General features: G+C 40.1%; 21 protein-coding genes and 1 pseudogene. 11 read left to right on the forward strand and 11 right to left on the reverse strand.

Annotation, left to right across the window (positions count from 1 at the left end; translation table 11 throughout):
- Positions 1-24: 24 nt before the first annotated feature.
- From FNW02_RS15545 to FNW02_RS15560, 4 genes are all read right to left on the reverse strand, one after another.
- On the reverse strand, positions 25-1,200 hold the full coding sequence (locus FNW02_RS15545; RefSeq protein WP_191758430.1) for a homospermidine biosynthesis protein: 1,176 nt from the start codon (positions 1,198-1,200) through the stop codon (positions 25-27).
- A 396-nt stretch (positions 1,201-1,596) separates the two neighbouring features.
- Positions 1,597-1,830: a DUF3134 domain-containing protein gene (locus FNW02_RS15550; protein WP_191758431.1), complete on the reverse strand. Its 234-nt coding sequence runs from the start codon at positions 1,828-1,830 to the stop codon at positions 1,597-1,599.
- A gap of 153 nt (positions 1,831-1,983) precedes the next feature.
- Positions 1,984-2,412, reverse strand: a complete 429-nt coding sequence (locus tag FNW02_RS15555) for a hypothetical protein (RefSeq protein WP_191758432.1) — start codon at positions 2,410-2,412, stop codon at positions 1,984-1,986.
- 784 nt (positions 2,413-3,196) lie between these two features.
- Positions 3,197-4,036: a fasciclin domain-containing protein gene (locus FNW02_RS15560; protein ID WP_191758433.1), complete on the reverse strand. Its 840-nt coding sequence runs from the start codon at positions 4,034-4,036 to the stop codon at positions 3,197-3,199.
- A 1,202-nt stretch (positions 4,037-5,238) separates the two neighbouring features.
- On the opposite strand from FNW02_RS15560, the gene FNW02_RS15565 reads away from it, so the two are divergent.
- The 4 genes from FNW02_RS15565 to FNW02_RS15580 all read left to right on the forward strand — a co-directional run bounded on the left by FNW02_RS15565 (position 5,239) and on the right by FNW02_RS15580 (position 10,900).
- Entirely contained in the window at positions 5,239-6,033 is a 795-nt protein-coding gene (locus FNW02_RS15565; protein WP_191758434.1) for a glutathione S-transferase family protein, read from the forward strand.
- 80 nt (positions 6,034-6,113) lie between these two features.
- Positions 6,114-7,844: a helicase HerA domain-containing protein gene (locus FNW02_RS15570; protein WP_191758472.1), complete on the forward strand. Its 1,731-nt coding sequence runs from the start codon at positions 6,114-6,116 to the stop codon at positions 7,842-7,844.
- 647 nt (positions 7,845-8,491) lie between these two features.
- Positions 8,492-9,475, forward strand: coding sequence for an RNA polymerase sigma factor, RpoD/SigA family (locus tag FNW02_RS15575; RefSeq protein ID WP_191758435.1), 984 nt, complete (start codon positions 8,492-8,494; stop codon positions 9,473-9,475).
- A 591-nt stretch (positions 9,476-10,066) separates the two neighbouring features.
- Positions 10,067-10,900, forward strand: coding sequence for a hypothetical protein (locus FNW02_RS15580; protein ID WP_191758436.1), 834 nt, complete (start codon positions 10,067-10,069; stop codon positions 10,898-10,900).
- Between the two features lie 85 nt (positions 10,901-10,985).
- On the opposite strand, the gene cobO is transcribed toward FNW02_RS15580, so the two are convergent.
- Positions 10,986-11,672 carry a cob(I)yrinic acid a,c-diamide adenosyltransferase gene (gene cobO / locus FNW02_RS15585; RefSeq protein WP_191758437.1) on the reverse strand — a complete coding sequence of 229 codons (687 nt, stop codon included), beginning with the start codon at positions 11,670-11,672 and terminating at the stop codon, positions 10,986-10,988.
- 306 nt (positions 11,673-11,978) lie between these two features.
- The gene (locus FNW02_RS15590; protein WP_191758438.1) at positions 11,979-13,247 is read right to left on the reverse strand and encodes a plasmid pRiA4b ORF-3 family protein; all 1,269 of its coding nucleotides are present in this window, start codon (positions 13,245-13,247) and stop codon (positions 11,979-11,981) included.
- Between the two features lie 186 nt (positions 13,248-13,433).
- Between FNW02_RS15590 and FNW02_RS15595 the strand changes: the two genes are divergently transcribed.
- From FNW02_RS15595 to FNW02_RS40140, 3 genes and pseudogenes are all read left to right on the forward strand, one after another.
- The gene (locus FNW02_RS15595) at positions 13,434-13,970 is read left to right on the forward strand and encodes a nucleotidyltransferase family protein (RefSeq protein WP_191758439.1); all 537 of its coding nucleotides are present in this window, start codon (positions 13,434-13,436) and stop codon (positions 13,968-13,970) included.
- Positions 13,971-14,140: 170 nt separating this feature from the next.
- A complete protein-coding gene (locus FNW02_RS15600) occupies positions 14,141-14,356 on the forward strand; it encodes a hypothetical protein (RefSeq protein WP_225225670.1) in 216 nt (71 codons plus the stop codon).
- A gap of 47 nt (positions 14,357-14,403) precedes the next feature.
- A pseudogene (locus FNW02_RS40140) lies at positions 14,404-14,634 on the forward strand (serine/threonine-protein kinase PknK); the annotation flags it as partial.
- A gap of 340 nt (positions 14,635-14,974) precedes the next feature.
- On the opposite strand, the gene FNW02_RS15605 reads toward FNW02_RS40140, so the two are convergent.
- Complete coding sequence (locus tag FNW02_RS15605) at positions 14,975-15,412, reverse strand: (2Fe-2S) ferredoxin domain-containing protein (protein ID WP_191758440.1); 438 nt, start codon at positions 15,410-15,412, stop codon at positions 14,975-14,977.
- An 89-nt stretch (positions 15,413-15,501) separates the two neighbouring features.
- Positions 15,502-16,182: a GntR family transcriptional regulator gene (locus tag FNW02_RS15610; protein WP_191758441.1), complete on the reverse strand. Its 681-nt coding sequence runs from the start codon at positions 16,180-16,182 to the stop codon at positions 15,502-15,504.
- 80 nt (positions 16,183-16,262) lie between these two features.
- Here FNW02_RS15610 and FNW02_RS15615 point away from each other — a divergent pair, with 80 nt between their 5' ends.
- From FNW02_RS15615 to FNW02_RS15630, 4 genes are all read left to right on the forward strand, one after another.
- On the forward strand, positions 16,263-17,882 hold the full coding sequence (locus tag FNW02_RS15615; RefSeq protein WP_191758442.1) for a 2-isopropylmalate synthase: 1,620 nt from the start codon (positions 16,263-16,265) through the stop codon (positions 17,880-17,882).
- 846 nt (positions 17,883-18,728) lie between these two features.
- Positions 18,729-19,484 carry a DNA-binding response regulator gene (locus FNW02_RS15620; RefSeq protein ID WP_431356814.1) on the forward strand — a complete coding sequence of 252 codons (756 nt, stop codon included), beginning with the start codon at positions 18,729-18,731 and terminating at the stop codon, positions 19,482-19,484.
- Positions 19,485-19,497: 13 nt separating this feature from the next.
- Positions 19,498-21,462: a sensor histidine kinase gene (locus FNW02_RS15625; protein ID WP_191758443.1), complete on the forward strand. Its 1,965-nt coding sequence runs from the start codon at positions 19,498-19,500 to the stop codon at positions 21,460-21,462.
- A gap of 39 nt (positions 21,463-21,501) precedes the next feature.
- Positions 21,502-22,263: a DUF928 domain-containing protein gene (locus FNW02_RS15630; RefSeq protein ID WP_191758444.1), complete on the forward strand. Its 762-nt coding sequence runs from the start codon at positions 21,502-21,504 to the stop codon at positions 22,261-22,263.
- Between the two features lie 37 nt (positions 22,264-22,300).
- Here FNW02_RS15630 and FNW02_RS15635 read toward each other — a convergent pair whose 3' ends face one another.
- The 3 genes from FNW02_RS15635 to FNW02_RS15645 form a co-directional block, all read right to left on the reverse strand.
- The gene (locus FNW02_RS15635; RefSeq protein ID WP_191758445.1) at positions 22,301-25,009 is read right to left on the reverse strand and encodes a CHAT domain-containing protein; all 2,709 of its coding nucleotides are present in this window, start codon (positions 25,007-25,009) and stop codon (positions 22,301-22,303) included.
- Between the two features lie 530 nt (positions 25,010-25,539).
- On the reverse strand, positions 25,540-25,845 hold the full coding sequence (locus FNW02_RS15640; RefSeq protein ID WP_191758446.1) for a hypothetical protein: 306 nt from the start codon (positions 25,843-25,845) through the stop codon (positions 25,540-25,542).
- 509 nt (positions 25,846-26,354) lie between these two features.
- The gene (locus FNW02_RS15645; protein WP_191758447.1) at positions 26,355-26,654 is read right to left on the reverse strand and encodes a hypothetical protein; all 300 of its coding nucleotides are present in this window, start codon (positions 26,652-26,654) and stop codon (positions 26,355-26,357) included.
- Between the last annotated feature and the right edge of the window lie 7 nt (positions 26,655-26,661).

Genomic DNA, 26,661 nt, shown 5'->3' on the forward strand with positions numbered 1-26,661 from the left:
TTTTGCAATTACTGAATCGATGCTCTAGCGAGCGTTAGGTATCAACCTACCGCAAGGATAAGTTGCTACCTGCTGTGAAGCACTATCAGTAACGGCTGCTGGGATTTGCTCTGATGATTGGGTTTTAGCTGCTAGATAGTCTGTTTGAAGTTTGTTAAACATGGCTTCTCGTCTATCATACAGACGCTTCAGGGAACGAGGTTGGCACTTGTTCAAAACGTACGCTGTTACCAGAGGGATTGCAATTGTACTATCTGTGTAACAAACAATCGTATTAGGCAACTCTTCCGGGTCAATTTTACCCCAACTGACGGCTTCTGAAGGGGTTGCTCCTGACAAACCGCCTGTATCTGGACGAGCATCGGTAAACTGCACAAAGTAATCATGTCCTCTTTCTTCTAGTCCGAGGACTTCGTGAATTTGCGGTTGAGTTTGTAGCAAAAAGTTTTTAGGGCTACCACCACCGAGAATTATAGCCGCACTTTTGCCTTCTGATTCACGGGCACTGTAGGCGATCGCGGCTGTCTCATTCACGTCAATTGAAGGATCTAATACCAACTTTGAACCTTCCAATGCCAAAGCTGCCACGTTCATCCCAATTGAACTATCTCCTGGGGAAGACGTATAAATAGGTACGCCATATTCATAAGCGGTTGCTAGTAAGCAGGAATGCTGCACTCCCAGTTGCTTTTCTACTTCCCGGACATACTTACCCAATAAATGGTGAAACTCAGCGGTTCCCATTCGCTTTTGAAACGGTTCTGCTTGCAGAATCTTGCGAATGAATGCATCGGTTTCCAGCAGTACGTCATACCCAAAAATAATGTCGTAAATCCGAATTGTGCCTTCCTGGCGCAGTTTCACATCATCTAAAAACGGATTACCAGCAAAAAGTTCAAAACCCAAACCGTAGTGCATATCGTGGTAAAGGTTTGCACCAGTGCTAATCATCCAGTCAATAAAGCCATTGCGAATTAAAGGTGCAAGTGCTGAAACCCCAAATCCTGCTGGTGTCATCGCACCGGAAAGACTAACTCCCACCGTGACACCTTGCGTCAGTACATCACGACTCAGTAATTGACAAATTTCCCGCAAACGCGCTGAGTTGTAAGCAGTGAAATAATTATCAATTAAATCCACCACCCCAAGATCGGTTGATATCGGTGTAGGTGCGATTTTTTGACCCAGATGTTTAGACATTTTTGCACTCCCAAACAGTAAACACGCCGAATCTAATGTTAACGAGCTTTTAGCAAATTCTTGCATCAGCTTTGAAACAAAAGAGGTGGGCGATCGCTCTTTTAGTATTGCAGATATACCTAAGCGTTACAACAATACGGTAACAAAGGAGACAATACGCCTCACCTATCTGTGTTTAAATAGACCTACTTTGAAAGTCCACTTACATTGTTTTTTGTGAGTGCTACTCATGGAGTCTTTTTCATAAATGCTTGAAATGCCATGTTGAGCAGAGCAAAACATAGGAACGAGACTCTTTCCTGAGGCATTAGCGTAGCCCATTACGTAAAGCCTGTGGCATAGCTACGCTTAGAGGGCAACGGAGCATAACCCCACGAATTACGAACATCTAATCTGCTAAGCTTCTAAATCCATTTCAACATCATCATCATCATGATCGTATGGAATATCATCCAGATCGATCATCTCTGAAATTTCTTCTACTTCATTTAGATACTCAGATTCTTGAGGTTCTCGCTCTATTAAACGACCACTTGATTTTAGCCATTCCAAGAGAATAAATTCATTACTTGTACGAATTACAGTAGCTCGCTGGTTACGGGGTTCTTCACGCAAAGGGCCGTTAGTCATAAAAAAACTCACTTTGAATTAAGGGTAATCATGTCAAAACAGGATAATTATCCACACTTGGCTAAAATCCTTAGTAGCTAAAACGCACACTTTTTGATAAGTATCAGCGAAGGTCGCTACTTGGCTCAGATGGTATACGAATCATTGATTTTTTCACAAGACAGATGGAACTTTGGAGATAGTTTCATACATATCGGAGGGTAACGCGGACAACCTATTTGCTACAGCTACCGCATCAGCTAAGTTACTAAATTGGCATCGGACAATATCCTGTCCGTTCCCTGAAGGAAATCGCTTTCTAGCTTTGTTAGATACGGCACAAATAACCCCTAAAGCTTTGGCAAATCCATCTTTTGTCAATACTCTTTCTTGAGCGAACCCTTCCACTGGGATAAGGCAAACTTCAAACCGATAGCCAGGTCTAGTAGAAACTGCTATATCGATATACGGTTTATCTTCTTTCCTGATTCTGCGTAAATATTGGGCGGTAGAATTACTATCATGTAATTCAGTGCCAATTGCGTAAGTAAAGAAGCAATCTTCCGAAAGTGACTCAGGACGGGTAATTATAGTGTTGGGCATATTTTCAAGCAGTATGTGTATGCTATCTGCATTTGCGACATTATTTTACTGTCAGTTTTTCCGACATATTAATGACAGTAAGACGTATCAGTTTGTAGGTAATATTCCAACACGATTCAGTGAACTGAAAATTTGAATTTTTTGCAAGCTCAGAAGTTAGCTTTTAAGCTCAATTATTGATGTTATTTTCAACAATTGGATTAATCCGAATCTGGTTGGGCGATATTTTACTATGATTGCTCTGTTGATGAATTAGGAGATAAATTTAACCTGCCTTGAAAGTCTACTTTCATGCTTCCTAGTGAACATGGCTTATGGAGTCTTTTGCAAAAGTCTCAACTCGGAAAAGACATGTATGAAGTTAAAGATTATGACTTCATTAGATAAATTACCAATATAAATTGACATAGCAAACCTCTAGAATCAAAGAGTGTAGAGATTTAGATTCGGAGAGGCGTCTATATAATTCAGTCACATGACCGAAAATATTTCTCGACAATCTCATCATAGCATAGTTGACTGTTGAACTTTCTTCAACACTTTTACTTAGTAATTATTACTACATCAAAGTAAATATAGGGGAGCAGGGGGAGCAGGGAGAGAATAAATACTGACTCTTGACGGGTTAAACCATGGCTATCCGCGCTTCAGCACTCTTGACAAATGACAAATGACCAATAACCATTACAGAAAAACCCCGTCTCAAATTAATATCTCAACGGGGTTATTTCTTGTGAACACTTAATCTTAACTTGTTTGTGTTACAAATTTTACCTGTATAAAACTACAAGTCAGGAGGCAGAATCACCTGATCAATTGCATGGATCACGCCGTTACTACCTGTGATATCTGCTTGAGTTACTCTAGCATCATTGACAGTTACACCAGCAGCAGGATCAACCTTGACGTTGATTGCGCCACCTTCAAGGCTTTTGACTTCGCCAGATTTTAAATCGGTGGATAGCACCTTACCAGGAACTACATGGTAAGTTAAGAGTTTAAGCAAGACTTCTTTATTCTCTGGCTTCAACAAATCTCGTACAGCATCTTGTGGCAATTTTGCAAAGGCTGTGTCAGTAGGTGCGAAAATAGTTAGGTTATCTTTGCCTTGCAAAGCTTCTGTCAATCCAGCTGCTTTTAAAGCTTTGGTTAAGGTTGTAAAAGAACTATTCGACTCTGCTAGTGCTAGCAAAGTTTTGCCTTGAGTATTACTTGTCCCTGGGGCTGGTGGAGTTGTAGTAGGTGGTGTGGTGGGTGTAGCTCCGGGGGTAGTAGGTGGAGTTAAGGGTACAGGTTCACTAGGCGTGGTAGTTGTGCTACGTCTATAGGGAGGCTCATCGAAAATACTTGGTCTTGGATTTAGTACACCCCCGCCCTGTGCCACTTGTTTCTTTTTCTTGGGTTTGGCATTATCTTTTTCTATTTCTGAAGGAACTTCAACAGCTGTGTATTGAGCATTTACTTGTACGTCTTGACCACGGTTATAAGGAGTCTCGTTGACAACACCGGGCTGAGGATTTAGTACCTCTTTTGCTCCAGATGGTAAAGTAAGAAGAAGACTGGCACTAGTTAATCCGGCTATGCTTGCCAAAGTGGTCAGTAATTTGCTGTAATTTGCCTTCATAAATTTTGTTTGTCTTTACTTTATTTGTTCACAGGTTACATAAAGATTTATAACATTTTGCTATGCATAAAATCTAACCTTAGAGGGAAGTAAAATTTTTTCACAAAAATCACTTGTACAGGTAAAACTTAACATCAAAATCGGCTAATGCTGATATGTATCATTTAGAGGTTGTTTGAAAAGTAGTTACCTGTATCTTTGCACTTGTTGCTCCCCCCTAACCCACGCCAGTCGCTCATGGGGAGCCACCCCCTTGTAGAGGTTCCCGACGCTCGTTCGCGCAGCGTGTCGCAGACAAGACTCGCTCTCAGCGTTGGCGCAGCCTCAAAGTAGAGAAGCCATGCCGTAAAGCCTGCGGCATGGCTTCGCTTAAGGCGAAGCCTCTCGAACAGAAGGCTTTACGCTGCGCTATCCGTTGTGGGGAGTGGCGTGGAAACCCCCTTGGCGCAGCCTCTCCTTTTGGGAGAAGACTGCGCTGGCTCCCCTTTTTAAGGGGGGAAACCGGAATTAAAGTCCCCCTTTTTAAAGGGATTTAGGGGAATCTAGAACGTTTTGCTACCAATAAGAAGACTTTTCAAACATCCTCTTATATAAAACAAATTTTCTCCCTTCGTTTATTTAGCGATCGCACTAAGAATAAGTTCCCAAGTTTCACTAAGCGGAATGTAAATTTTCAGAAAGTGCAAAAATTTTACATCCATAACATCTATAAAAGTCAGAGTTTACAATAATCTCAAAAAAACTGTTTAATAGAAAGTGATTTAATATACAGCAGATTGCGTGTACATAGTTAACTTCAAAAGCTTGAATTCTTTATAAAAAGGCGTGTGAAAACCTATTCCTTCTAGGGATGGGATGAAAAACGCCTTTTTAGTCCGTTGACAGTTGACGGTTAACAGTTAACAGTCAACATATATTAAGTAGTCTAGCAACCTAAAATAATTACTAAAGAAGTTCAAGAATTCGAGGTTAGATTTATTTATGTATACTGAATTAAATCATTTAATTATTTGATGCTTTAATTAACCAGAAAATAGGATTTTTGTAAATCAGTAATTGGTCATAACTCCAGCAAAAATTTAGTTCTAATGTTGCTCAAATGGGAAATTGAGCTATTCAGACCAATGAAAATCACCTTAACTGAAGATAGAATTATGTAGAATTATAAAGTCAATAAACTAACGAGTTACAAGGTATACAACATGCTGGAATTATACCAATGGGAACTATCTCAATACTCAGAAAAAGTACGCTTGATTTTAGATTATAAAGGACTAGATTACCGCAAAATCGAGGTTACACCTGGAATTGGACAGGTAGAACTGTTCCGATTGACTGGTCAAAGACAAGTGCCAGTGTTGAAGGATAGAAATAAATATATTGCTGACTCAACAGCGATCGCTAAATATTTAGACTTAGAATATCCTGAGCGCCCACTGTTACCGCAAGACCCCAAAAAACGAGGTGTAACCTTATTGCTCGAAGAATGGGCAGATGAATCGATAGGACTCAAAGGTCGCAAAGCCCTGTTTTCCGCTATTAGCCAAGATCAAAATTTCCGTAAGTCTTTATTACCCACCTCTGTACCAGACGTACTCAAAAGTCTAGTTGAAGGAGTACCCACTGACTTTTTAACAGTTTTGGGTTTTGGGGTAGGTTATAGCCCAGATGTGATCAAGTCAGCGATCGCGGATTTGAAGCAAGACTTAGACGCCTTGACGTTACTGCTAGCAGATAGTCCTTATTTAACAGGAGATGAGCCTACTTTGGCTGACTTGACTGTAGCAGGTTTATCGATATTATTAAAGTTCCCCAGTGGCCCTTACCTAGATTTACCAGCATCTATTAGAGGAAAGGGAGTGCCAATATTTGCGGAGAATCCTGATTATGAACCATTCTTTGCTTGGCGCGATCGCCTCTATGCCCAATTCCGCAAACCATTAATCATGACTACCCCGCCATCGGGGAGTGCGCCGACTTCGATTCAGATTGACTAGGTAATGGGGGGCAGAGGAGAGAATAATTAATGACAGATGACAGATGACTAATGACAAATGACAAATGACAAATGACCAAAATGAATTCGGGACAGCCATTAGGTTCGGTAACACAAGGTTCGCTCACGGGAGGGTTAGAAGTACGATTACACCCTGATATTTCTGTTGAAGATATGCGGGTGGGTAAATTTCTCGTAGTACAAGGGATGCGATCGCGTTTTTTTTGTATGCTGACAGATGTGGCACTGGGAGCTGCTAATGCGCGAATTATTGCTAATCCCCCCAGTTGGGAAGACACTTTTTTACGAGATGTTTTAGCCGGAAGTGGTACTTACGGTACAGTCAACCTCGCACCGATGTTGATGTTTACTCCCGAAGCTGAAGAATCTTTCTCCCCTACAAATGGCAAATCTGCAAATCCCTTCGTTCCATCGACGACGGGATTGGCTTCATTTGTGCCACAAAGTAGTACTACGATGGAGTTGTTGCCTGTAAAAACTATTCCTAGTCACTTTAGTCAAGTTTACGAAGCAAGTGAAGATGATTTTCGCCGAGTATTTGGTTGGGAAGATGACCCCCAAAGGCGCAACTTTTCCATCGGTAAACCTTTAGATATGGATGTACCGATATGCATCGATTTAAACCGTTTTGTTGAACGTAGTAACGGGGTTTTTGGTAAATCTGGTACTGGTAAATCCTTTTTGACACGCTTACTTTTAGCTGGCGTCATCCGCAAAAGTGCAGCGGTTAACTTGATTTTTGATATGCATTCCGAGTATGGCTGGGAAGCAGTTGCAGAAGGTAAGAACGTTAATACTGTTAAAGGTTTAAAGCAACTTTTTCCTGGTAAAGTCGAAGTCTACACCCTCGACCCGGAATCAACAAAGCGCCGGGGTGTGCGCGATGCTCAAGAACTCTATCTTAGTTACGAGCAAATTGAAGTTGAAGATATTAAGTTATGTAGTCGAGATTTAGGACTCTCGGATGCAGCCCTGGATAACGCTAATATCCTGTATAGCGAGTTTGGCAAGTCTTGGATTGTCCAGCTGCTAAATATGACTAATGAAGAAATCGAGATGTTTTGTGACGAGAAGCGAGGACACAAAGGCTCGATTATGGCATTGCAGCGCAAACTCTTACGGATGGACAGCTTGAAGTACATGCGTGCTGTTTGCCCCCAAAATTATATTAGTAAAATTGTACAATCCTTGGAAGCTGGGAAGAATGTTGTGGTAGAATTCGGTTCCCAGTCTAATATGCTCTCTTATATGTTGGTGACTAATATGATCACCCGACGGATTCATGAGCATTACGTTAAAAAAGCAGATAAGTTCTTGCAAAGCAAAAATCCCTGCGATCGCCCAACGCCACTAATGATTACTATTGAGGAGGCGCACCGTTTCCTTGACCCAGCAATAGTACAAAGTACAATCTTTGGTACTATAGCCCGCGAACTGCGGAAATATTTCGTAACACTATTAGTGGTTGATCAACGCCCATCGGGGATAGATAATGAAGTTATGTCCCAGATTGGTACTCGCATCACCGCTTTGCTCAACGATGAAAAAGACATTGAAGCGATTTTTACAGGTGTGTCTGGTGGTGGCGCTCTGCGATCGGTGTTAGCAAAGTTAGACTCTAAGCAACAAGCCTTAATTCTGGGTCACGCTGTTCCTATGCCAGTAGTGGTACGTACGCGTCCTTACGATGCAACTTTTTATGCCGAAATTGGTGATACAGCTTGGGAAGAAAAGCCGGATACAGAAGTATTTGCCGCTGCGGAACTAGCCAAAGCTGATCTTGGTTTTTAAATAGTCATTTGTTCTTTGTCCTTTCTTACAAAGTTCTAATCTTGCTACAGACTTCGTGCTTTGTTCTTTGTTCTAAGCTGTGGGAAGCTGCTGACGTATCATCTACGTCATAACCCATGTGCTAATGACCAATGACTAATGACAATTGACACATTCGTAACATCCCCCCATTAGCACAGCCAATAAAGTTCGGTTATCCGGCTAATTACTGGCAACAGAAGAGGGGTTTTTGGCGTCACTATAGATATACAAGCGTACTCAAGGAATTTTAATTTTTTGGCAACCGCACAATTTCGGATTATAATTGAAAGCTTTATTTAAGCTACTTTACTATTCCTCTAATTTGTCGTAATATAAAGTTAAGTAGAACTCATACTGACTTCGTATTTCTCAGTCGCCGCTAGTGACTGTCCAAGTGAAGAATTCTCAAAAACAAACCACCGTGCTTCTAAAAAACTAAAAAATTTAGGGAAGGTAGGGGGAACCTATCGCAGGGGCATACCGTCTCGACAACGGCTGTATTAACTGATTGCTTTTGGTAGCTCCCTATGTTCCGTGATATAAGTACTACCTTTCCAATCCAATTAGCAAGAAAACCTTAGTAAGAAAATATTCATTGTGTTTACGGAGTAGAGGACAACGCACCAATGCCTACTGTTAACACCCAAACCGAAAACCTAAACACCAAATTCACAGCTGATATGGTGAGAACCTATCTGCGGGAAATTGGTCGTGTACCACTGCTCACCCGTGAACAAGAGATTGTGTATGGGAAGCAGGTGCAACAAATGATGACGCTAATCGACGCCAAGGAGGCTTTGGCGAAGAAACTGCACCGTGAACCAAGTATGTCAGAATGGGCTGACAACGTTCACCAAACTGAAATTGATGTCAAACAAACGGTGGCGCAGGGAAAGCGGGCAAAGCAAAAAATGATCGAAGCGAACTTGCGCTTAGTCGTTGCTATTGCCAAGAAGTACCAAAAGCGGAACATGGAGTTTCTGGATTTAATCCAAGAAGGAACTCTAGGATTAGAGCGGGGCGTAGAGAAGTTTGATCCCACAAGGGGTTACAAGTTCTCGACATACGCTTATTGGTGGATTCGCCAAGCAATTACCCGTGCGATCGCCCAACAAGGTCGGACTATTCGCTTACCGATTCATATTACTGAAAAGCTGAACAAAATCAAAAAAGTACAACGGGAACTGGCGCAAACTTTAGGGCGATCGCCTACCCCGGCGGAAATTGCCAAAGAATTGGAATTAGAACCCGCCCAGATCCGCGAGTACTTGAATATGGCGCGTCAACCAGTTTCTTTAGATGTTAAAGTTGGCGATAACCAAGATACCGAGTTGCAAGAAATGCTCGAAGATGACGGGCCATCACCAGAGTATTATACCAACCAGGAATTCTTACGCCAAGATTTGAACAACCTGCTAGCGGAACTAACCCCCCAACAGCGAGAAGTTTTAGCTCTACGCTTTGGTTTGGAAGATGGTAACGAATTGTCTTTGGCAAAAGTCGGTGAGCGGTTAAGTCTTAGCCGTGAGCGCGTCCGCCAATTAGAGCATCAAGCTCTTGCTCATCTGCGTCGCCGTCGCGCTAATGTCAAAGAATATGTTGCTAGCTAAAAGCGATCGCTTCCGATAATTTTAAGGGTTGGCTTTCGACCCTTGAGCTTTTCTTTAGTAACTTCCAAATAAAAAATATCCAACTATTTATTGTGGGGTGGTCATTTTACCCGCCCGTAATCAAAGGCGGACAGGATGCTTCAAAGTTCTGAGCCGAGATTTTCTCATCTCAAACTTCTCCCCACAAAATTGGATAATTATTTTTTGGAAATTCTTTAGTTTACTAATGTGCGCCTCCTGATTCAGGAGGTGATTTTTTTGTATTAGGTTCTGAGCGATCGCAATCAGTTACCTGGAATGTAGTGTTTTTAACTTAAAAATCCCCAAAAAAAATATAAGATACTCCTTGGAGTGTTTAATTTGTGATTAAACTCACCCAAGCGGGTGAATCCATTGGAGGAAGTTTGAAGAATCTAACCAATGGTAGATTTAGATTATAGACCTAAGTTATAAAAAGACTTTATTTTTCGAGAGTTTTGTTTTTCGGACAATAGAAATCAAACCATTGACAGAGCCTTGAATGGTCAAGACTTGGTTACGGTTCAGGTAAGTTCTAGAGAACTTAGTTATTTTTTTAACAGGAGAAGTAGGGTGCTTAACAACATTCGTCAGTTCTTACCCCCTCTTAAGTTGGGAATTCCCCTTGTGGGCTTACTTCTCACCCTTGGCTTTGTGGCTAAGCAAACTCAACCAGTGCTGAGTAGCCAAATAGAAAAAGCATCCATACTTGTTACAGATTCTCAAGTATCATCTGCTCGAATTCAGAAAAGCTCCGAAACTCCCTTGTTATCGAGGCTAAGAGAAGTTCGAGAGCAAAGAAGTCAACGGAAGATGGCTTCTAGATTTAGGGATTCAGAGTTTGAGCAAAGAAAACTTACAAAATCGACTCCCGTTCGCAGCAAAGCATCTAGACGCTCTCAACAGCGGTCTAAGTACATAGCTTCTACAAGATTATCGAGAAATAAGCAAACCGTAGCGCTAGCTACAGAACCTAGAGCATCTGTAAAAGAAGCAGGAATTCTACCTAGAGCAAACTTTCCCGCTAAAAATGGGATTTATCTTTATGGTCAATCCCCAAAACCAAGCCAGCTTGGACAAGGGTACATCATATTTCAGAAGCAGCAGGGCAGAGTCAGGGGTGCATTATATATGCCCCAATCAGAGTTTAGTTGTTTCCAGGGTACACTTGATCGCTCAGGAGAGTTGGCAATGACGGTGAAGGGTTCACCCGATGAAGCCAGTTCGAGTCAGGTAGCTACAACCAATAGACTACCTAGAGTTGCTGATGATGAGTCAACCACCTACGCCTACTCGGTAGCACTGCAAGATTATCATCAGTTAAATCAGATTAGCGCTAGCGACAGACGCATATTGCAAATGTGCAATCAATCTTCAGCAGGTTCTTACACTAGGTTCGTCAGATGATCAATACCGTTATTGGTCATTAGTCATTTGTATTTATAAAGGACAAATGACTAATGACAAAGAACGGCCCTTATGAGTCGATGAATTAATACTCAATTCCTGGTTGCGCTTTAACGCCTTGATCGCGGAAAGGATGCTTAACTAAGGTCATTTCAGTTACGAGGTCAGCTCGTTCAATTAAAGCAGCCGGTGCGCCTCTACCTGTTAGAATAACGTGTTTATCATCTGGTTTTTGCGCTAAACCTGCTAAAACTTCCTCAACTTGCAAATAAGCCATTTTGAGGGCGATATTGATTTCATCTAATAACACTAGATGAAAATCTGGGTTGCGGATATATTCTAATGATTTCTGCCAAGCGGCGCTAGCTTTATCGAGATCGCGATCGCGATCTTGAGTTTCCCAGGTGAAGCCTTCACCCATCGCGTGAAATTCTAATTGATCTTCCCAATGACTAAAAACCCTTTTTTCTGAAGGTTCCCAGCTACCTTTGATGAATTGAACGATCGCCACTTTGTAACCATGACCAAGCGATCGTAACACCATCCCCAAAGCCGCAGTGGTTTTACCTTTACCGTTACCAGTATTTACAATAATTAATCCTTTTTCTGGTACAGCTTGTGCTATCCGCCGATCCTGCACTTCTTTGCGCCGCTGCATCTTTTTGCGGTACTGTTCATCAGTTAGCTCAGTTAGTGATGAAGACATTACCGCATCAATCAAGCGCTCAATCTCTTGATCTGGATTCAATTCTTTTGGTGTGTCGTTTTCCATCAACCTTTGCAAATAACTATTATAACTTTTGAGAATAAACCAAAATTATGTTGTTTATTCGATTGTAGCTAAATCACCTAATTGGACAGTAAACAGTAAACAGTAAACAGTAAACAGTAAACAGTAAACAGTAAACAGTTATCAAGGGTTATGGTGGGGGATTTAAATCCGCAAGATAGCGCTTGCTATTAATCGACTTTGGGTTATTAGTTTTCAGTGGAAATGATCACTGATATAGTGGTTCTCCTTAAGCCAATTATCTTGACTGATAATTGTTTACCGTTTACTAATAACTGTTAAAAGTTTTTACTCCTCGTCCCCATCCAATTCATCATCTTCACTCCAATACTGTTGAGGTGCATTTCCATGAATTTCCAAAATCTTTGCCTTTTTAATTTTATTATCAGGTGGATTAATTGCTTCTAATTGCACGTCAAATTCCCAATTATCACCAAAATCATAAAGATAGGTTATTTTAGAACCGGGTTCTAAAGGCAAATCACCAATTTGTACCTGATCTGCAAATGGTGGTGTTTCAATATATGGATGACAAATCTTGATTGTGCGACCAAAACGGTCTTTATAACTAAACTCATACAGATGGTCATAGTCAAAGTCAAAAGCATCAAGAATTATCTCGGCTAACCAGCTTAACGGTTTTTTTGCTGGTATTGCAATGCGTCGCCATGACCGAGAGACGGATACTTTAAAAATATAAATACCATCAGTAAAGCCTTGTGTTGGCACAAATAAATTCTGCTTCCATTCTGGAAAAAATGATTGCAGATGTGACTGCCATTTTCCAAAAGCCACATTTACATCATCCTGTAACTCTCCTCGTATTCCAATCGGAAACAATAACCGTAATAAAGCATCACCGAAAGGCAAGCGTTGTAAACTGGCAATACGCCATCCTTTACCTGCTTGTGGTTTTCCCTGTTTGATAGATAGTAATCCAAATAACTCTAATAGGGCAACATTATGAAGACCAGGGTAATAACTAATACTTTGCTGATCTTCATATTTGGCAAATTTTAAACCTTTCTCTGGGATGCGGGGCCAAAACTGTATACACCTAAATAAATTACCGAAAGGGTCTTGATGCTCACCCAAAATTTCGTTATTTCCCCAAATCAGCCACGCTTCTAGTAAGTTGAAATAGCGTTCTGTGGAGTTGAGATTTGACCATGATTTCAAAGTAGCTTCGTCTAATACTAAAATCTGCTTTTTTCCTTGAGAGCTAATTTTAGCTATCCCAGAACTGCGTAATAACAGATAGAGTCCATTTATGTAAGGGTATGATTTCTGTACAGGGCGTTTGAGTTGATGTTCAATTGGATGACTCAACCGAGAATTAATTTCTGATAGTACTTTTAATGGTAAAAGATTATTAACACTACTAACTTCTACCCCATTTGATTGCAAGAAATCTATCATTGTTTGAAAGTCACGCCCAATTGTACCAGGTTGATTTTCATTAATACTGAGTTCTTGCAACAGTTGTTGTTGTGACTCTGTTAGGGAAGGTAGTTCAGGATTTAGTGTGCGTTCAAGTCGCGCAAATAAGTCTTCCATAAATAAGAATTTTAAATTTTAAATTCACAACTTTCCCTTCCGTGTAACCCTGTTCTCTTTGTATTATGACTAGAGAAGTTTTCCTGATAAACATTGGTGTCACAGTAGGACTACAAACAATGTCAGCTTTGTGAAATGTAAATGATAATATTTTCACCTTTTACTTGACAATCCCAGGAATTTGATATGAATAGTAACACTCGCCTACAGACGATTTTAGCTGATACAGTTATTGCTACAGTATTACCTGCGATCGCTCAACTCAACTTGCCGAACTGGTGGTTAGCAGGAGGTGCAGTCCGAAATACGGTTTGGCATTCAATCTTTGGCAATGAATGTGGATTAGGTATTAAAGATTTTGATATTGCATTCTTTGATATTGAGGGAAACCGTTCCCAAGAACTAGCCGCGAAGGCAACTTTAACAGAACAATTTTCTCATGAACAGTTTGATGTAAAAAATCAAGCTAGTTTTGCGCGTTGGCGTCTTGGTCACAGAGTCTACACTAGTGCAGAGGATGGCATCACAGATTGGCTGCACACCGCTACTGCTGTAGGAGTTCGGCTAAATACACAAGGGCAATGGCAATTTTTTACACCATATGGGTTGGACGATCTTTTTGGTGGTATTATTCGACCGACACCAGCACATACTCATAACTTAGATGCTCATAATAAGGCATCTGGATTTTTACAAAAATGTCCTTATCTGCGGTTGGCATAAAAGTTACAGTCGGAATTTTAGCTACTGGTTTGAGTTAAAGTTATACAATTCTGGGGTAGGGCATCGCAATGATAATAATCTCCTACCACTGAGAATAATTAAATCAGAACCCCTTTCATAATCAGATAGGGAATGATGCTAATTTTTGTAACTTTTATAGTCAAAGATCAATGCCAAATTGTACTGGATACCAAATCAATTCCACTCTCCACGAAGGAATTCAAACCATTATCTATCAAGCACAAACGCCAACGCAACAGCGAGTTATCCTCAAACTTCTTAAGAATGAATATCTTACCCTCGAAGCCTTTACACGTCTGAAAAATGAGTACCAAATTCAGCAGAGTTTAGACCATCCCAATATAGTCAAAGCTATTAGTTTATAAACCTTTGAAAATCGTGTGGGGATATCCAAGTTTTCACCCAAAAATAACATCCTCTAGTCATTTATTTAGATGATTTACAATGGGCAGATTCAGCCACATTCAACTTAATTCAGCTAATAATAACTGATACTGATATTGTTCATTGGAGCATATAGGGATAATGAAGTTAGTCCTACACATCCTTTAATCCAAAAAATAGAAGAAATTAAGAATGCTGCTACAGTGTATTACAACCTTTGAATTTAGAGAATGTAACTCAGTTTATTGCTGAAACTTTACAATAAATTCCATTTATTTAAAATGGTTTTTTAGCTACTTTCCATGAATTAGAAATCAAACATTTTAATAGTAAAAAGTAGAAGCTAATCAGCAAAAAATGGAACTTTAGGCTACTCATGCTCCAATGAATCACTTACACATAGAATAGTAGCAACACAGTTTGGATAAGACCTTCTTTGTTGTCTGAGAAGAAAGTAAATAGAAAAGAGTAAGGGGGTGAATTCAAATATTCACCCCTTTTCTGTTTCACCTTTAGCCGAACCGTGGTAAAGTACGAAACCTAGTTCGGCGTTCCAGAATTTGGTGAAAAAGTATCTTAGCGTTGGCAAACGTGTTAAGTCACCCATTATTCTGCTTGATGCGTGAGTAGAGAACTTCGCGATCGCTTTGAGGATTTACAATTAAGCATTGACCATTGCCATCACCTACCTCACTTACAAGAACTACAGCAACCCCAGTCCGGGGACAAACTCCCAAACAACTGGTGCTAACTACCCGAAATTTACCCCATAATCCCTCAAATTTCAGACGAGACTTTAACCAATTCTGTAAATCTTCGGAAGCTGTTGATCTGCTGCTAGTTCGATGGGAGCTATTTGACTGCTCGTTGGCACATTGTGAACACACAAACACCACAGACTTCCATTGGGGAGAAACAGCAGGAATGGAAGTGTCTAACGGACGAGAATTGAGGGGTGAACGTTCTTGAGAATTGGATGAAACCTTTTTAAGGATACGTTGCAGCAATGCTTTGATACGCCGAATCAGTTTCTTCATAAATGACCTACCTATTTGTCTGACAGGATAGTGTAAATTTCCTGTTTAGTCTGTTCTAATAGATCACATGTATTGAGTTTCTGGATGAATTAGTGTTTCTGAGTTTTTTGCTGCAAGTATACAACTAGCTGCTCTCCTGCGCTGTCAATATGTCGCTTCAATAACCGGACAGCAGCTTTTGGATCTCGCTGACGACAAGCATCCAAGAGTTGATAGTGTTCCTTTTGCGATCGCTCATGATAATCCATTTGCGTCATTTGCACGCGGACATAGCGATCGCAATTAACATGCAAGTTTTGAATCATCATCAACAGCCGAGGACGTTCCGCAGCTGCGTACAACGTCGCATGAAATTCCCAGTTGAGTTTTGCCAACATACCTGCATCGGTGGCTTGGTCGGTTGCTTCTAGAATCACAGCAGCTTTTTCTATATCTGTTTTGCCTAATTTGGGTATTGCTATTTGTATCGCTTTGACCTCCAAGGCGCTGCGAATTTCGCAGATTTCTTGCGCCTCCGTGGCTGTTAGCACTGATACCATTGCGCCGCGATTTAGATGTAAGGTGACTAATCCTTCTGCTTCGAGTTGCTTGAGTGCTTCGCGCACGGGAATGCGGCTGACTCCAAACTGAGTGGCGATTTCATCTTGTCTTAGGGATTGTCCTTCTTGGAAAATACCCTGCAAAATCGCTTCCCGTAAAGCGTCGGCAATTAAATCTGGGGTACTACGTTGCTGTTGTAGCACGTTGGCTACTAAGTCATTTAAGTTCATAATTTATATTGTATACAAAAAATCGTATACAATATCCAAAGTTACAAACAACAATCCCCTAAAAATTACGGGAGACAGTTATGAGCATTGCATCTCAAACAGAGCGAGTTATCATCTTCGATACCACACTACGGGATGGTGAACAGTCACCAGGCGCAACATTAAACGTAGAAGAAAAACTTGCCATCGCTCATCAACTGGCTCTACTCGGTGTTGATGTGATTGAAGCCGGATTTGCTGTAGCCAGTCCGGGAGATTTTCAAGCTGTTAAAAGTATTGCTGAACAAGTCGGGATATCGGGTGGCCCAATCATTTGCAGTTTGGCGCGAGCGATTCGCCAAGATATTCAAGCAGCCGCCGAAGCTTTAAAACCTGCGGCTCACTCCAGAATCCATACGATGATTTCTACTTCTGATATTCACCTCAAATATCAGTTGAAAAAATCTCGTAGCGAAGTATTGGCGATCGCCGAAGAAATGATTGCCTATGCCAAATCATTTGTAGATGATGTAGAATTCTCACCAATGGATGCCAGTCGCACTGAAAGAGAGTTTCTCTATCAGGTGTTAAAGGTAGCGATCGCCGCAGGTGCAACCACGATTAACATTCCCGATACCGTTGGCTACTGCACACCCAAAGAAATGGGAAATCTCATCCAGGGAATTCGAGAAAACGTTCCCAATATTGAGCAGGTGATTCTTTCCGTTCACACCCAAAATGATTTGGGTTTAGCGACAGCTAACGCTCTAGCAGCAATTGAATATGGTGTACGTCAGGTGGAATGTACAATTAATGGCATTGGTGAACGAGCAGGCAATGCGGCATTAGAAGAGATTGTCATGGCGTTGCAGGTTCGCAAACCCTTTTTTAATCCTTACTTTGGTCGTTCGGTCGATTCGGAAACACCTTTGACTAACATCAAAACCCAGGAGATTTACAAAACCTCATCTTTAGTTTCTCAGTTAACAGGAATGTTAATTCAGCCGAATAAAGCGATCGTGGGGGCAAACGCTTTTGCTCATGAGTCTGGGATTCACCAAGATGGTATCATCAAGCACCGTGAAACCTACGAAATTATGGAAGCTGCTGCGATCGGTTTACCGGAAAATCGTATTGTTTTGGGTAAGCACTCTGGAAGGAATGCTTTTCGTACTAGGCTTAAGGAATTGGGGTTTGATCTGAATGAAGCAGACTTGAACAAAGCCTTCAATCGGTTTAAAGAAGTCGCCGATAAGAAAAAGGAAATATCAGATTGGGATTTAGAAGCGATCGCTAGAGATGAAATGCAGATTCAAGTAGAAAGTGGCTTTCAAATTGAACATGTCCAGGTAATCTGCGGTGACTGTACCTGTCCCACTGCAACCATCACAATTGTCACCCCCGACGGCAAAATTCTCACTGATGCAACTATCGGCACAGGGCCAGTAGATGCAGTGTATCAAGCAATCAGTAAACTGGTGCAAATTCCCAATCAACTGATTGAGTTTTCTGTCCAATCTGTGACTGAAGGAATTGATGCGTTAGGAACCGTCACAGTTCGCTTGAGGCATCAAGAGCGGATATTCTCTGGGCAAGCATCTGATACTGATATCGTAGTAGCCGCAGCTTATGCTTATGTCAATGCTTTGAATCGCCTCTATCGATACTTGCAAACCCAAAGACTGCATTCGCAGGTGACGGATGCAGTCATTTCTGGATAGGTTCTGGATAAACGACAGTACAGTTCAGATAAGCCGAAAGTAAGATTGTCTTAACGTTTCACCGATGCTGAGGAACTGTACTTTATACCGATTCAATTAATGATTGCAACAAATCCTTTGGTAGAGACGTTGCATTGCAACGTCTCTACATGGTCTATCTGTCACCGAAGAGGCAGAGGGGAAGGGAGCTCTTAGCGGGGAGAGCAAGCCCTTTTCCTCTGCGACAAACATTGCGGAACATGGGTATGAAGCCCCGTCTTGGAAGGACGCTTGGACGCAAGCCGCGAGTACAAGCTCCGTCTCAGTCTCTCCCCCTGCCCCCTGCCCTCTGCTCCCCTACCTCTTTTGACATTCTTTTTTGAAATTGGTATTAGTAGAGCCGCAGAGCGATTACTCCTCCAAAACTTGGGATTGTGTTTACCCAAGCCGTTTTCCACCGTCTCCACATTGTCACCAAACTGAGGAACGCGGCAGATCAAGTCTTTGGCGATTAAATCGTGGGCGATCGCTTGTCAAAAACAATTTCAATAATCCCTAATAAAAACTGCACTTTTATGCATACGTTGTTAAGTTTATCTCCGATAAGCTATTGAGATAAATACGAACAAGTATTTTACAAACTAGCGATCGCAAGAGGAAGATTAAGCAGAAATCAAAAATATAACATTTTTTGTATTATTTGCTGCATTTTAATCCCAAAATGAAATTATTTAGTTATAGGATTTACACAAACATCTTTATTTAACACTTAGTTAACAAAGATATCCAAATATCAACTACTCCAGTCTGCACTTATCTCATCGGAAGTATTTGATCAGCAATTTATAACGTAGGAACATAGAAATTATGCTTGAAGTTGATCTGAATAAGTTAGCAAAGAACCAAATACAATTAGAGCTTCAACACTTAAAACCTAAAAAAATATTGGTTATTGATGATCACCAAATGATTTTAACTGGAACCCTCGATGTATTGAAGCGACAATATCCAGATACGGAATTTCTTCAGGTTAAAACTGCACAAGATGCTTTAGAAGTAATAGCTCAGATTCAAGCAAAACAGGAAGATAGAGAGCAGGAAAAAGCACCTTTAAATTTGATTGTGGTAGATTTATCGATTCCTGTTAGCGAGGGAGTGACTGCGACTACTGATACTGGAATTGAACTGATCAAGCAGCTACTCAAACAATATCCAGAGCAGAACTTTGTGGTACAAAGCAGTTATGTCAAAGCTTTGGTGCGAATAAAACATGAAATCGACAACCATCAGGGGGGATTTGCGATCGCAGATAAAAATTTGCCTGAATCGGAAATGTTAATCCGCACGAGTTTAGCACTCCAAGGTGGAACCCATACTAAAGATATTAAAACAGCAATTGAACTCAAACCCGAATGGTTACAAGTTTTGCGTTTGGCATTTGATGAAGGATTGATGGATAAACCGATCGCTGACCGAATGTATAAATCGGAACGTGCTATTCGCAATTACTGGACGAAAATTCAGGATGTACTTGGTGTGTACCCGGAAGACTGTAAGGAAGGTGGAAAAAGTCTGAGAATCCAAACAGAAATCCGGGCGCGTGAAGAAGGATTAATTGATTAGGAGATGGGAGCAAATGCGTAGAAGTTGGGATAAATTTACTACAGAATTAAAGATATGGCGCTATGCAGCACTGCCAGGAATTATCGTGTTGATACTGGTTATCCTCGCTCGTGTATCTGGTTCGCTACAAGTTCTAGAATGGATGTTATTCGATACATTTTTACGTCTGCGTCCAACAGAACCAATCGATGAACATTTAGTAATCATTGGTATTGATGAAGATGATATTGCTAAAGCCGGAGGATATCCTATACCCGATGGTGAAATTGCAGATTTACTAAACAAGCTAGAAACTTACAAACCTCGTGCGATCGGACTTGACCTTTTCAAGAATGTCCCAGTTGAACCCGGTCATAATAGACTCGTGAAAACTTTTCAAGATAATCCAAATATATTTGGTATCGAAAAAAATCAGAAACCTAAAATTCCAGCACCTAATTTTATTCCTCAAGAAAGGACTGGAATAGTAGATATTCACAGCGATAATGATGGGAAAAATAGACGTTATATTTTATGGACACCAAATTCCAACAATCTTCAAGAAGACCGTTTTTCTCTAGGGTTTAAACTTGCTCAATTTTACCTGGCATCAAGAGGAATTAATGATGAGGATGGTGAAAAAGACCGAGATACAATAAGGTTTGGCAATACTGAATTACCCCGTGTCATACCAAACTTTGGTGGATATGTTGATAAAGAAAATACAGGTGAATTACAAATATTAATCAACTTTAGGCACAGAAATCAGCCATTTCGTATCCTTTCACTAAATAATATTAAAACAGGTCAGACTAAAGAAGGTAAGATTGACCCTAGTTGGTTGCGTGACAAGATTATTATTGTTGGTAATTTATCTCCTAGTGTAGGAGATAATTTGTATACATTAGCAATTCCTGGAAGGAAAATAACTGGTCAAATATATGGAGTTGAATACCACGCACACGCAACTAGCCAAATTGTTAATGCTGTTTTAAACAATCGCCCGATGTTGAAGTCTTGGGCAGAAACTTGGGAATATATATGGATAATAATTTGGGGAATTACTCCGATCGCAATTGGACGCTTTACCCAATCTATTATGAAAAATCTGTTGGGTGTGACATTAGTGGGTTTGGGCGTTGCTGGTAGTGGTTACATCAGTTTGCTATTGTGGGGAGTTTGGATTCCCGTAGTTCCTAGTTTACTAACTTTAGCAATAAATGGTGTGGGATTAAGTGCATTTGCATTTTTTCAGCATGATAAACTGTTGCGTGAAAAAAACGATCAACAAAAGCGCACAATTGAATATACATTTAATCTGATTCACAATGGGCCATTGCAAACCCTCGCCAATGGATTACAACAATTAAGAAAGCAGAATTTACCCAACGAGCAATTAATTTACCAGTTTGAAAAGCTCAATTCTGAGATTCGTGAGATTGGTGAGTATTTAAGAGTGGAAGCACTGACAAATCATGAAAGTTTAAGGTTAGGAAGTGGATTAAAAATAGATTTAAATCGTCAGATACACGATTTATTTTACGAAGTATATTCCAGCACTCTCGAACGCAATGACCTAGAATATTTAAAAACTCTTAAAGTAAAAACACGCACATTTGAGCCAATTAATGATAAATACTTAAGTATGGAACTCAAGAGGGAACTATGCTTATTTTTAGAAGAAAGTTTATGTAATGTAGGTAAACATGCACGAGGAGTAAAATGTATAGAAGCATCTGGGATTTGTGTAGACGGTGAATACTCACTCTGTATCAAAGATGATGGTTCTGGGTTAACTACACTCAGCGAAAACAAGGGTACAAAACAGTCTCAAAACCTTGCCAGAAAATTAAATGGTAGCTTTAAACGCGAGACTGTAATACCACGAGGTACAGTGTGTGAATTGATTTGGAAATTAACTACAAATATCCAGCAAATAAATTTTCAAAAACCTGATTTTAAATCTCGGCTTTTAAAAAGTTTTCATATTCCTAGCTAGATAATTAACCAACATCATTAAACAAAAACAACAATATCTATGAAACTTCGTAATTTTTCGTCGTTTCAATCGTTGTCTTCAAAAGCCAACCAACGCCGACTGGTAAGTATTTTTACCCTGAGCTTGTTTCTGTTGGTTATACCAGAAGCAAACGCAAAATTTAAACCCCGCACTCGCAAAACTCCTAGCGAACACTCCCGTGCTGGTGGTTCACGAGGATGTCCTGGTGATGGAGGAATTCCTCTAACTTTACTAGCACCACAGACTTATGTGGGTGAAACTGCATCCAAGCGTCCTACATTTGCGTGGTTTATGTCAACAGCACGTACCGTTGATTTCATGTTGTTTGAGGTGAAGCCAAAGCAACTACCGCAGATAGTAATGAAAGCAGAGGAATTAAATTCCTCGCCAGGAGTGAATAAATTTGCATTTCCTTCCACGCAACCGGAACTTACGGTAGGAAAAGAATATTTCTGGCAAATTTCGATGCTTTGTCCCAGTGGTTTAGCTTTTGTACGTGCAGAGTTTCAAGTTGTGAACATACCTTTGGCACTTAAAGGAAGTATTAAATCTGCTAGTAATTCGACTCAAAAAGTTACCTATCTGGCAGAGCAGGGACTTTGGTATGATGCGTTTGCAGAAGCACTCAAATATTCCAATCAAGGTAAATTAGGAGAATTAGGTTCTAATTTAATCCAAGAACTAATTGAGCATGAAAACGTGGAAAGTAAACTTAATGTCAGTGAAACAATTAATCGGCGTATTAAAAATTTGCAACTGATTTCTCAGCAAGAAATTTGATTGCGTATAGATGTTGCATTGCAACATCTATACATAATTAAACCCAATTACCAATTAAAATAAACGGCGACCAAAATGCTGGACTTGCAAACTCAGATTGCTCTCCAGTTAACTCGATCATCTTAATTTGTGCTTGACGTAAAGCCTCAACTTTCGTCATCCCTGGCTTTTTTAAATTACGATAAAATTCTTCAACTAAAAGCGCTGTTGACTTATCCTGGACTGACCATAATGAAGCTACTGCACTTTTAACACCAACTTGTAATGCAACTCCAGCTAAACCCAATGTAGCGCGATCGTCTCCGAGTGCTGTTTGACAGGCTGTGAGTACTAACAACTCTAATGCATTTGCTTGACTGCGAAGGTTACTTAAAGCAGCTTCAAGTTCGCTAATTGTGAGCTTGCTGTTATTCCCCGTGACAATAAATGTATCTTCAGGAATTGTGCCAAATTGCGCGTGGCTGACTATATGAACGACAGGGAAAATGTTTTTGTTACCTAGTTCTGTTTTCAGAGTTTCTGGAGCAAATTTTGTATCAAGAAAAAATCTGCTATTGGGAAAAACTTGTTTAACGGCTTCGATTTCCTTCTCAGCATAGTCTAATGCTTGAAACTCTTGTCGATCTATAATTGCTGCTTTCGTTAAACCCAAAATTAGAGCTTTTCCTAGGTGGCGATCGCTCGATTTTGGTGCAGTCAAGCGGATACTGGGAGTCGTTCCAACTGCGTATTGTTCTATTAAATATTTTTGTTTTTTAGTATCGTAAAGTGCAGCCATTGGAATGCTACGTAGAAAGCCATCTTGAACAAACACTAATGTTTTAATATCTGCTGCTTTTAAATCTTTTACAAAAGGACGAATTATCGAATCATAGAGTTGACTTGCTAAAGTGCGATCATAGCCATCAGGACGACCTTGACCCAAGATTAGCGACTTTTGAAATGCTTGAATTTGCTTTTGGAATTCTTCTTTTTGAAGGATTTTATTACTTGCTTGCACCCAACGAAATACCGTTTGTCCCGGTTGAGTTTTCCTTGATGGTAAGGTGAGTAATATTGCTATTTTAGCATCAAAAATAATTGAACTCAAAACTGCGGTGTTCTGATCTACTATCTCATCTATCTTCTGAGAATTGAGTACATTAACAATACAATCACCACCAAAATAGTTTTGTAATTCTGCTAATTTTAACGAATCAATTGTTTCTAAAGCATCTGATACACTAGATTTTGATATATCTGACTTTACCGATGCTTGCAATGTTTGCTGAAGCTGAAATTCTGCCAGTTCGCGGTACAAAGGTTGAACAACATCACGAAAGTCAAATTGAACATCGCGTGTACCTGTAACAATATCGCTGCGAATTGCTTCTAAAGTTTTAAATGCTCTTTGGTATGCTTCTAGTGACTCTTTTTCTTTTTTATGCTTTTTCAATATTCTTCCTAATTGCCATTCCCACAAATACAAGCCATCTTTTGCTGTTAATTTTTGGTCTGCTGCTATCAGCGCTTGCTTAGTATACTTGAGTGCTTGCACTTCATCACCTCGACATTCCCAGAAATGTCCTAATGCACCATAAGCATAGGATTCAACGCGAGAATTTTGGATTTTTTTACTGACAGTAATTGCTTTCTTTAAAATATCAATCGATTCTGTATTTGATAGCCTACCTAATTCACCTGTTTTCGAGCATTGGGTGATGGGAGAAGTAATTTTGAAATCACTTGGTAATAGAGCTAAATCAATTGCCGCGTAGGCTTTTGTCGAGGAATCAAGAACTTGATCAATTAAACTTACAGCTTCTCGAATTTTACTATCTATTGTTGCGTTGGGGATAATATTTAAATCATGGCTTTTATAACCAACTTGAATTGTATTAAGTAAAGCTTGTAGTTGACCAAGAGAACTATTTTGCCTGCGTGCCAATTCTAAACTACTACTAAAATATTGGCTAGATTTGTTAAAATCTTCTATGGCATTTTGTTTAAACTCTCCTGCTTTGTTGCCATTAGTTTGTTCTGCGGATTTTGCCCGTATATACCAAAGTTGTCCCAAATTGATATAAACATTTCCTAAACTATTATTAATGAGAGTTTCGTATCCTGAATCTTTAACTTTTGCTGCGTCTACTAAATATTGAATCGCTAAATTATAATTCCCTAATAAACGCAGTGCTTCACCCAAAATACCCAAAGCTGCAATTTCTGTATGACTATCTTTGTTTGTCAGAGCAATTTGTAATGCACTATTAGCTTCACAGGGTTGTTTTTTATTTAACTTAGTATCAAATTTATTATTGCACAATAAAGAAATTGCTTTTCTTGCTTGTCCTTGGTTGTTGAATATCTGCGCTAGTTCCGTCAGCATTCGTCCTACCTGACGCAAATCCTTTGCTGCACTATAGTGGGTTATTGCTTCATTAAAAAATGCGATCGCCTCTTTTGTATCACCTAATTTCTGATATGCTCTAGCAAGATTTTCACTGACAACTGCTGCATTCTTGGGATTGTTAGCTTTTTTATAAGTATCTAAAGCTTTCTGCCAAGTTTCTATAGCACCTCGAATATCTCCTGCTTCATAACTTTTAACACCTTGTTGCACCTGTTGGCTAATATCAGCAGTTTGTGCAGTTGCAATATTTCCTCTCAAAGGTACGTGACTCAACCAAGTAAAGAGTATAAAGCTGCACAGGAAGAGAAATCCGAGAAATCGACGCTTATTCAATTGGCGATCGCAATTTGACACAGCCTAACTCCTGTAAAATCTTACCTCAGACTCCCGGCTTGTTTAAGAAGTCGGGAATCTTATTGTTTACAGAGTACTAAAGTTAAAGATAAATTGTTGCGATTATGGTAAAGTTACTAATACTTCTGAAACTTCCATTCATTGCGTTGTTTGTCCAATTCGCAAGTTGCTGAGTTTGAACCAAAAGTCTTGCACAATTCTGATTGTCTATTGTAGAAGAAGAACCACACAAAGAGTACTGCAAAGATGGCAAGAGGTATGTATATTTTATTCATAGAAAATTGCCTCATTATTTGATGAACAGGGGTTGTTTTTTCTAAACCGTTCACTTGTTAGGGAATAGCGATCGCGTTATGCAAATGACTGTCTTCTAATTCTTGAGCGTGGTCGCACCATTCAGAAATTCAGTAAGTGAGCGTTTTGAGAAGATGCGATCACATTTAGTAATACAATGATTGAAATGCGAATTCATAGTAAATCTTCCTCACTTTGAGAATGAGTGCGAAGCATACGCTGCTTTAGAATCTTTACTATTGCCCAATCACTCGTCTTTGAGCAATGTAATTATTTAGATTTGCAAAGTAGTTTCTATACTGTAACCTCATAGCATAGCAAGTAGAGTTAGGAATGTAAGGACTGTTGTAGCAATTTGCTATTACAATACGTGCTTGTCGTAACTGTTCATTTCTCAAAATGATTAATTCATGCAATGATAGTCTATCAAGTTGTTCGCGCGTTACATTTTGTGCATTTACGGGCATTTGCAGATTAAAAGACATCCCGACAATCGCCAAAGAAACTAGCAACTTTTTGAAATGATTGAAATGCGAATTCATAGGAAATCTATCTCATTTTTATAGATTTAAACTTTTGGTAATAACTAGATACAATTCTGGGTGAATCAACATATATCGAAATTCAAGTTATATCAAGTTCGGTTAAAAACTTATAATATCTGTAGGTTGGGTTGAGGAACGAAACCCAACACTTGATCTAGATTATTGTTGGGTTTCACTCGCGTTCAGCCTAACCTTGTATCTTGGAATAAGTAATCATCCGAACTTGATATTACAGGTGGTAGCTGGCTACCTACCTTGCCGTACGTCCGGTTCTGAAAAAGAGGTACAGAGTGGCAACATCCCCATCAACTCTAACTGCACCTAAAGACGCACGTCCGTTTCTAAATGCGAGGGGGAGTATATTTCCCCCTCGACCTAACTCAATACCTAACTGACTTAGCCAATAATTATGCTTTAAAAATGAGCCACCAAAATCTAAACTACCGAGTAATTCAGCACAGAAAATTTAGGTTTACAGACCTTCAGTTGCACATTGCCTAATAGTTTCATTTGAGTATCGCCTTAGTCAGTTTGTACGCTCCGAAAGCGCCAACTCCTGTTAGTCCACAAAGAATAACAGTTGCACCGACAGGATTTGCAAGCACTACAGCCCAAGCCGCTGGATGAAAAACAACATTACCAAATGCAGCAAACGGCCCAGTTGCTCCCGCAGCCCAAGAAACTGTTGCAGCAGATGCAGCTGCAACATTATTAATTGCAGCACCCGCTACAGCACCACCAACAGCACCACCAATTGTTGCTCCAGACTGTACGATTACTTTTCCAGCTTCGTCGTTTGCCGACATAATTTTT

It is taken from the genome of Komarekiella delphini-convector SJRDD-AB1 (assembly GCF_014831675.1).
GTDB lineage: Bacteria > Cyanobacteriota > Cyanobacteriia > Cyanobacteriales > Nostocaceae > Komarekiella.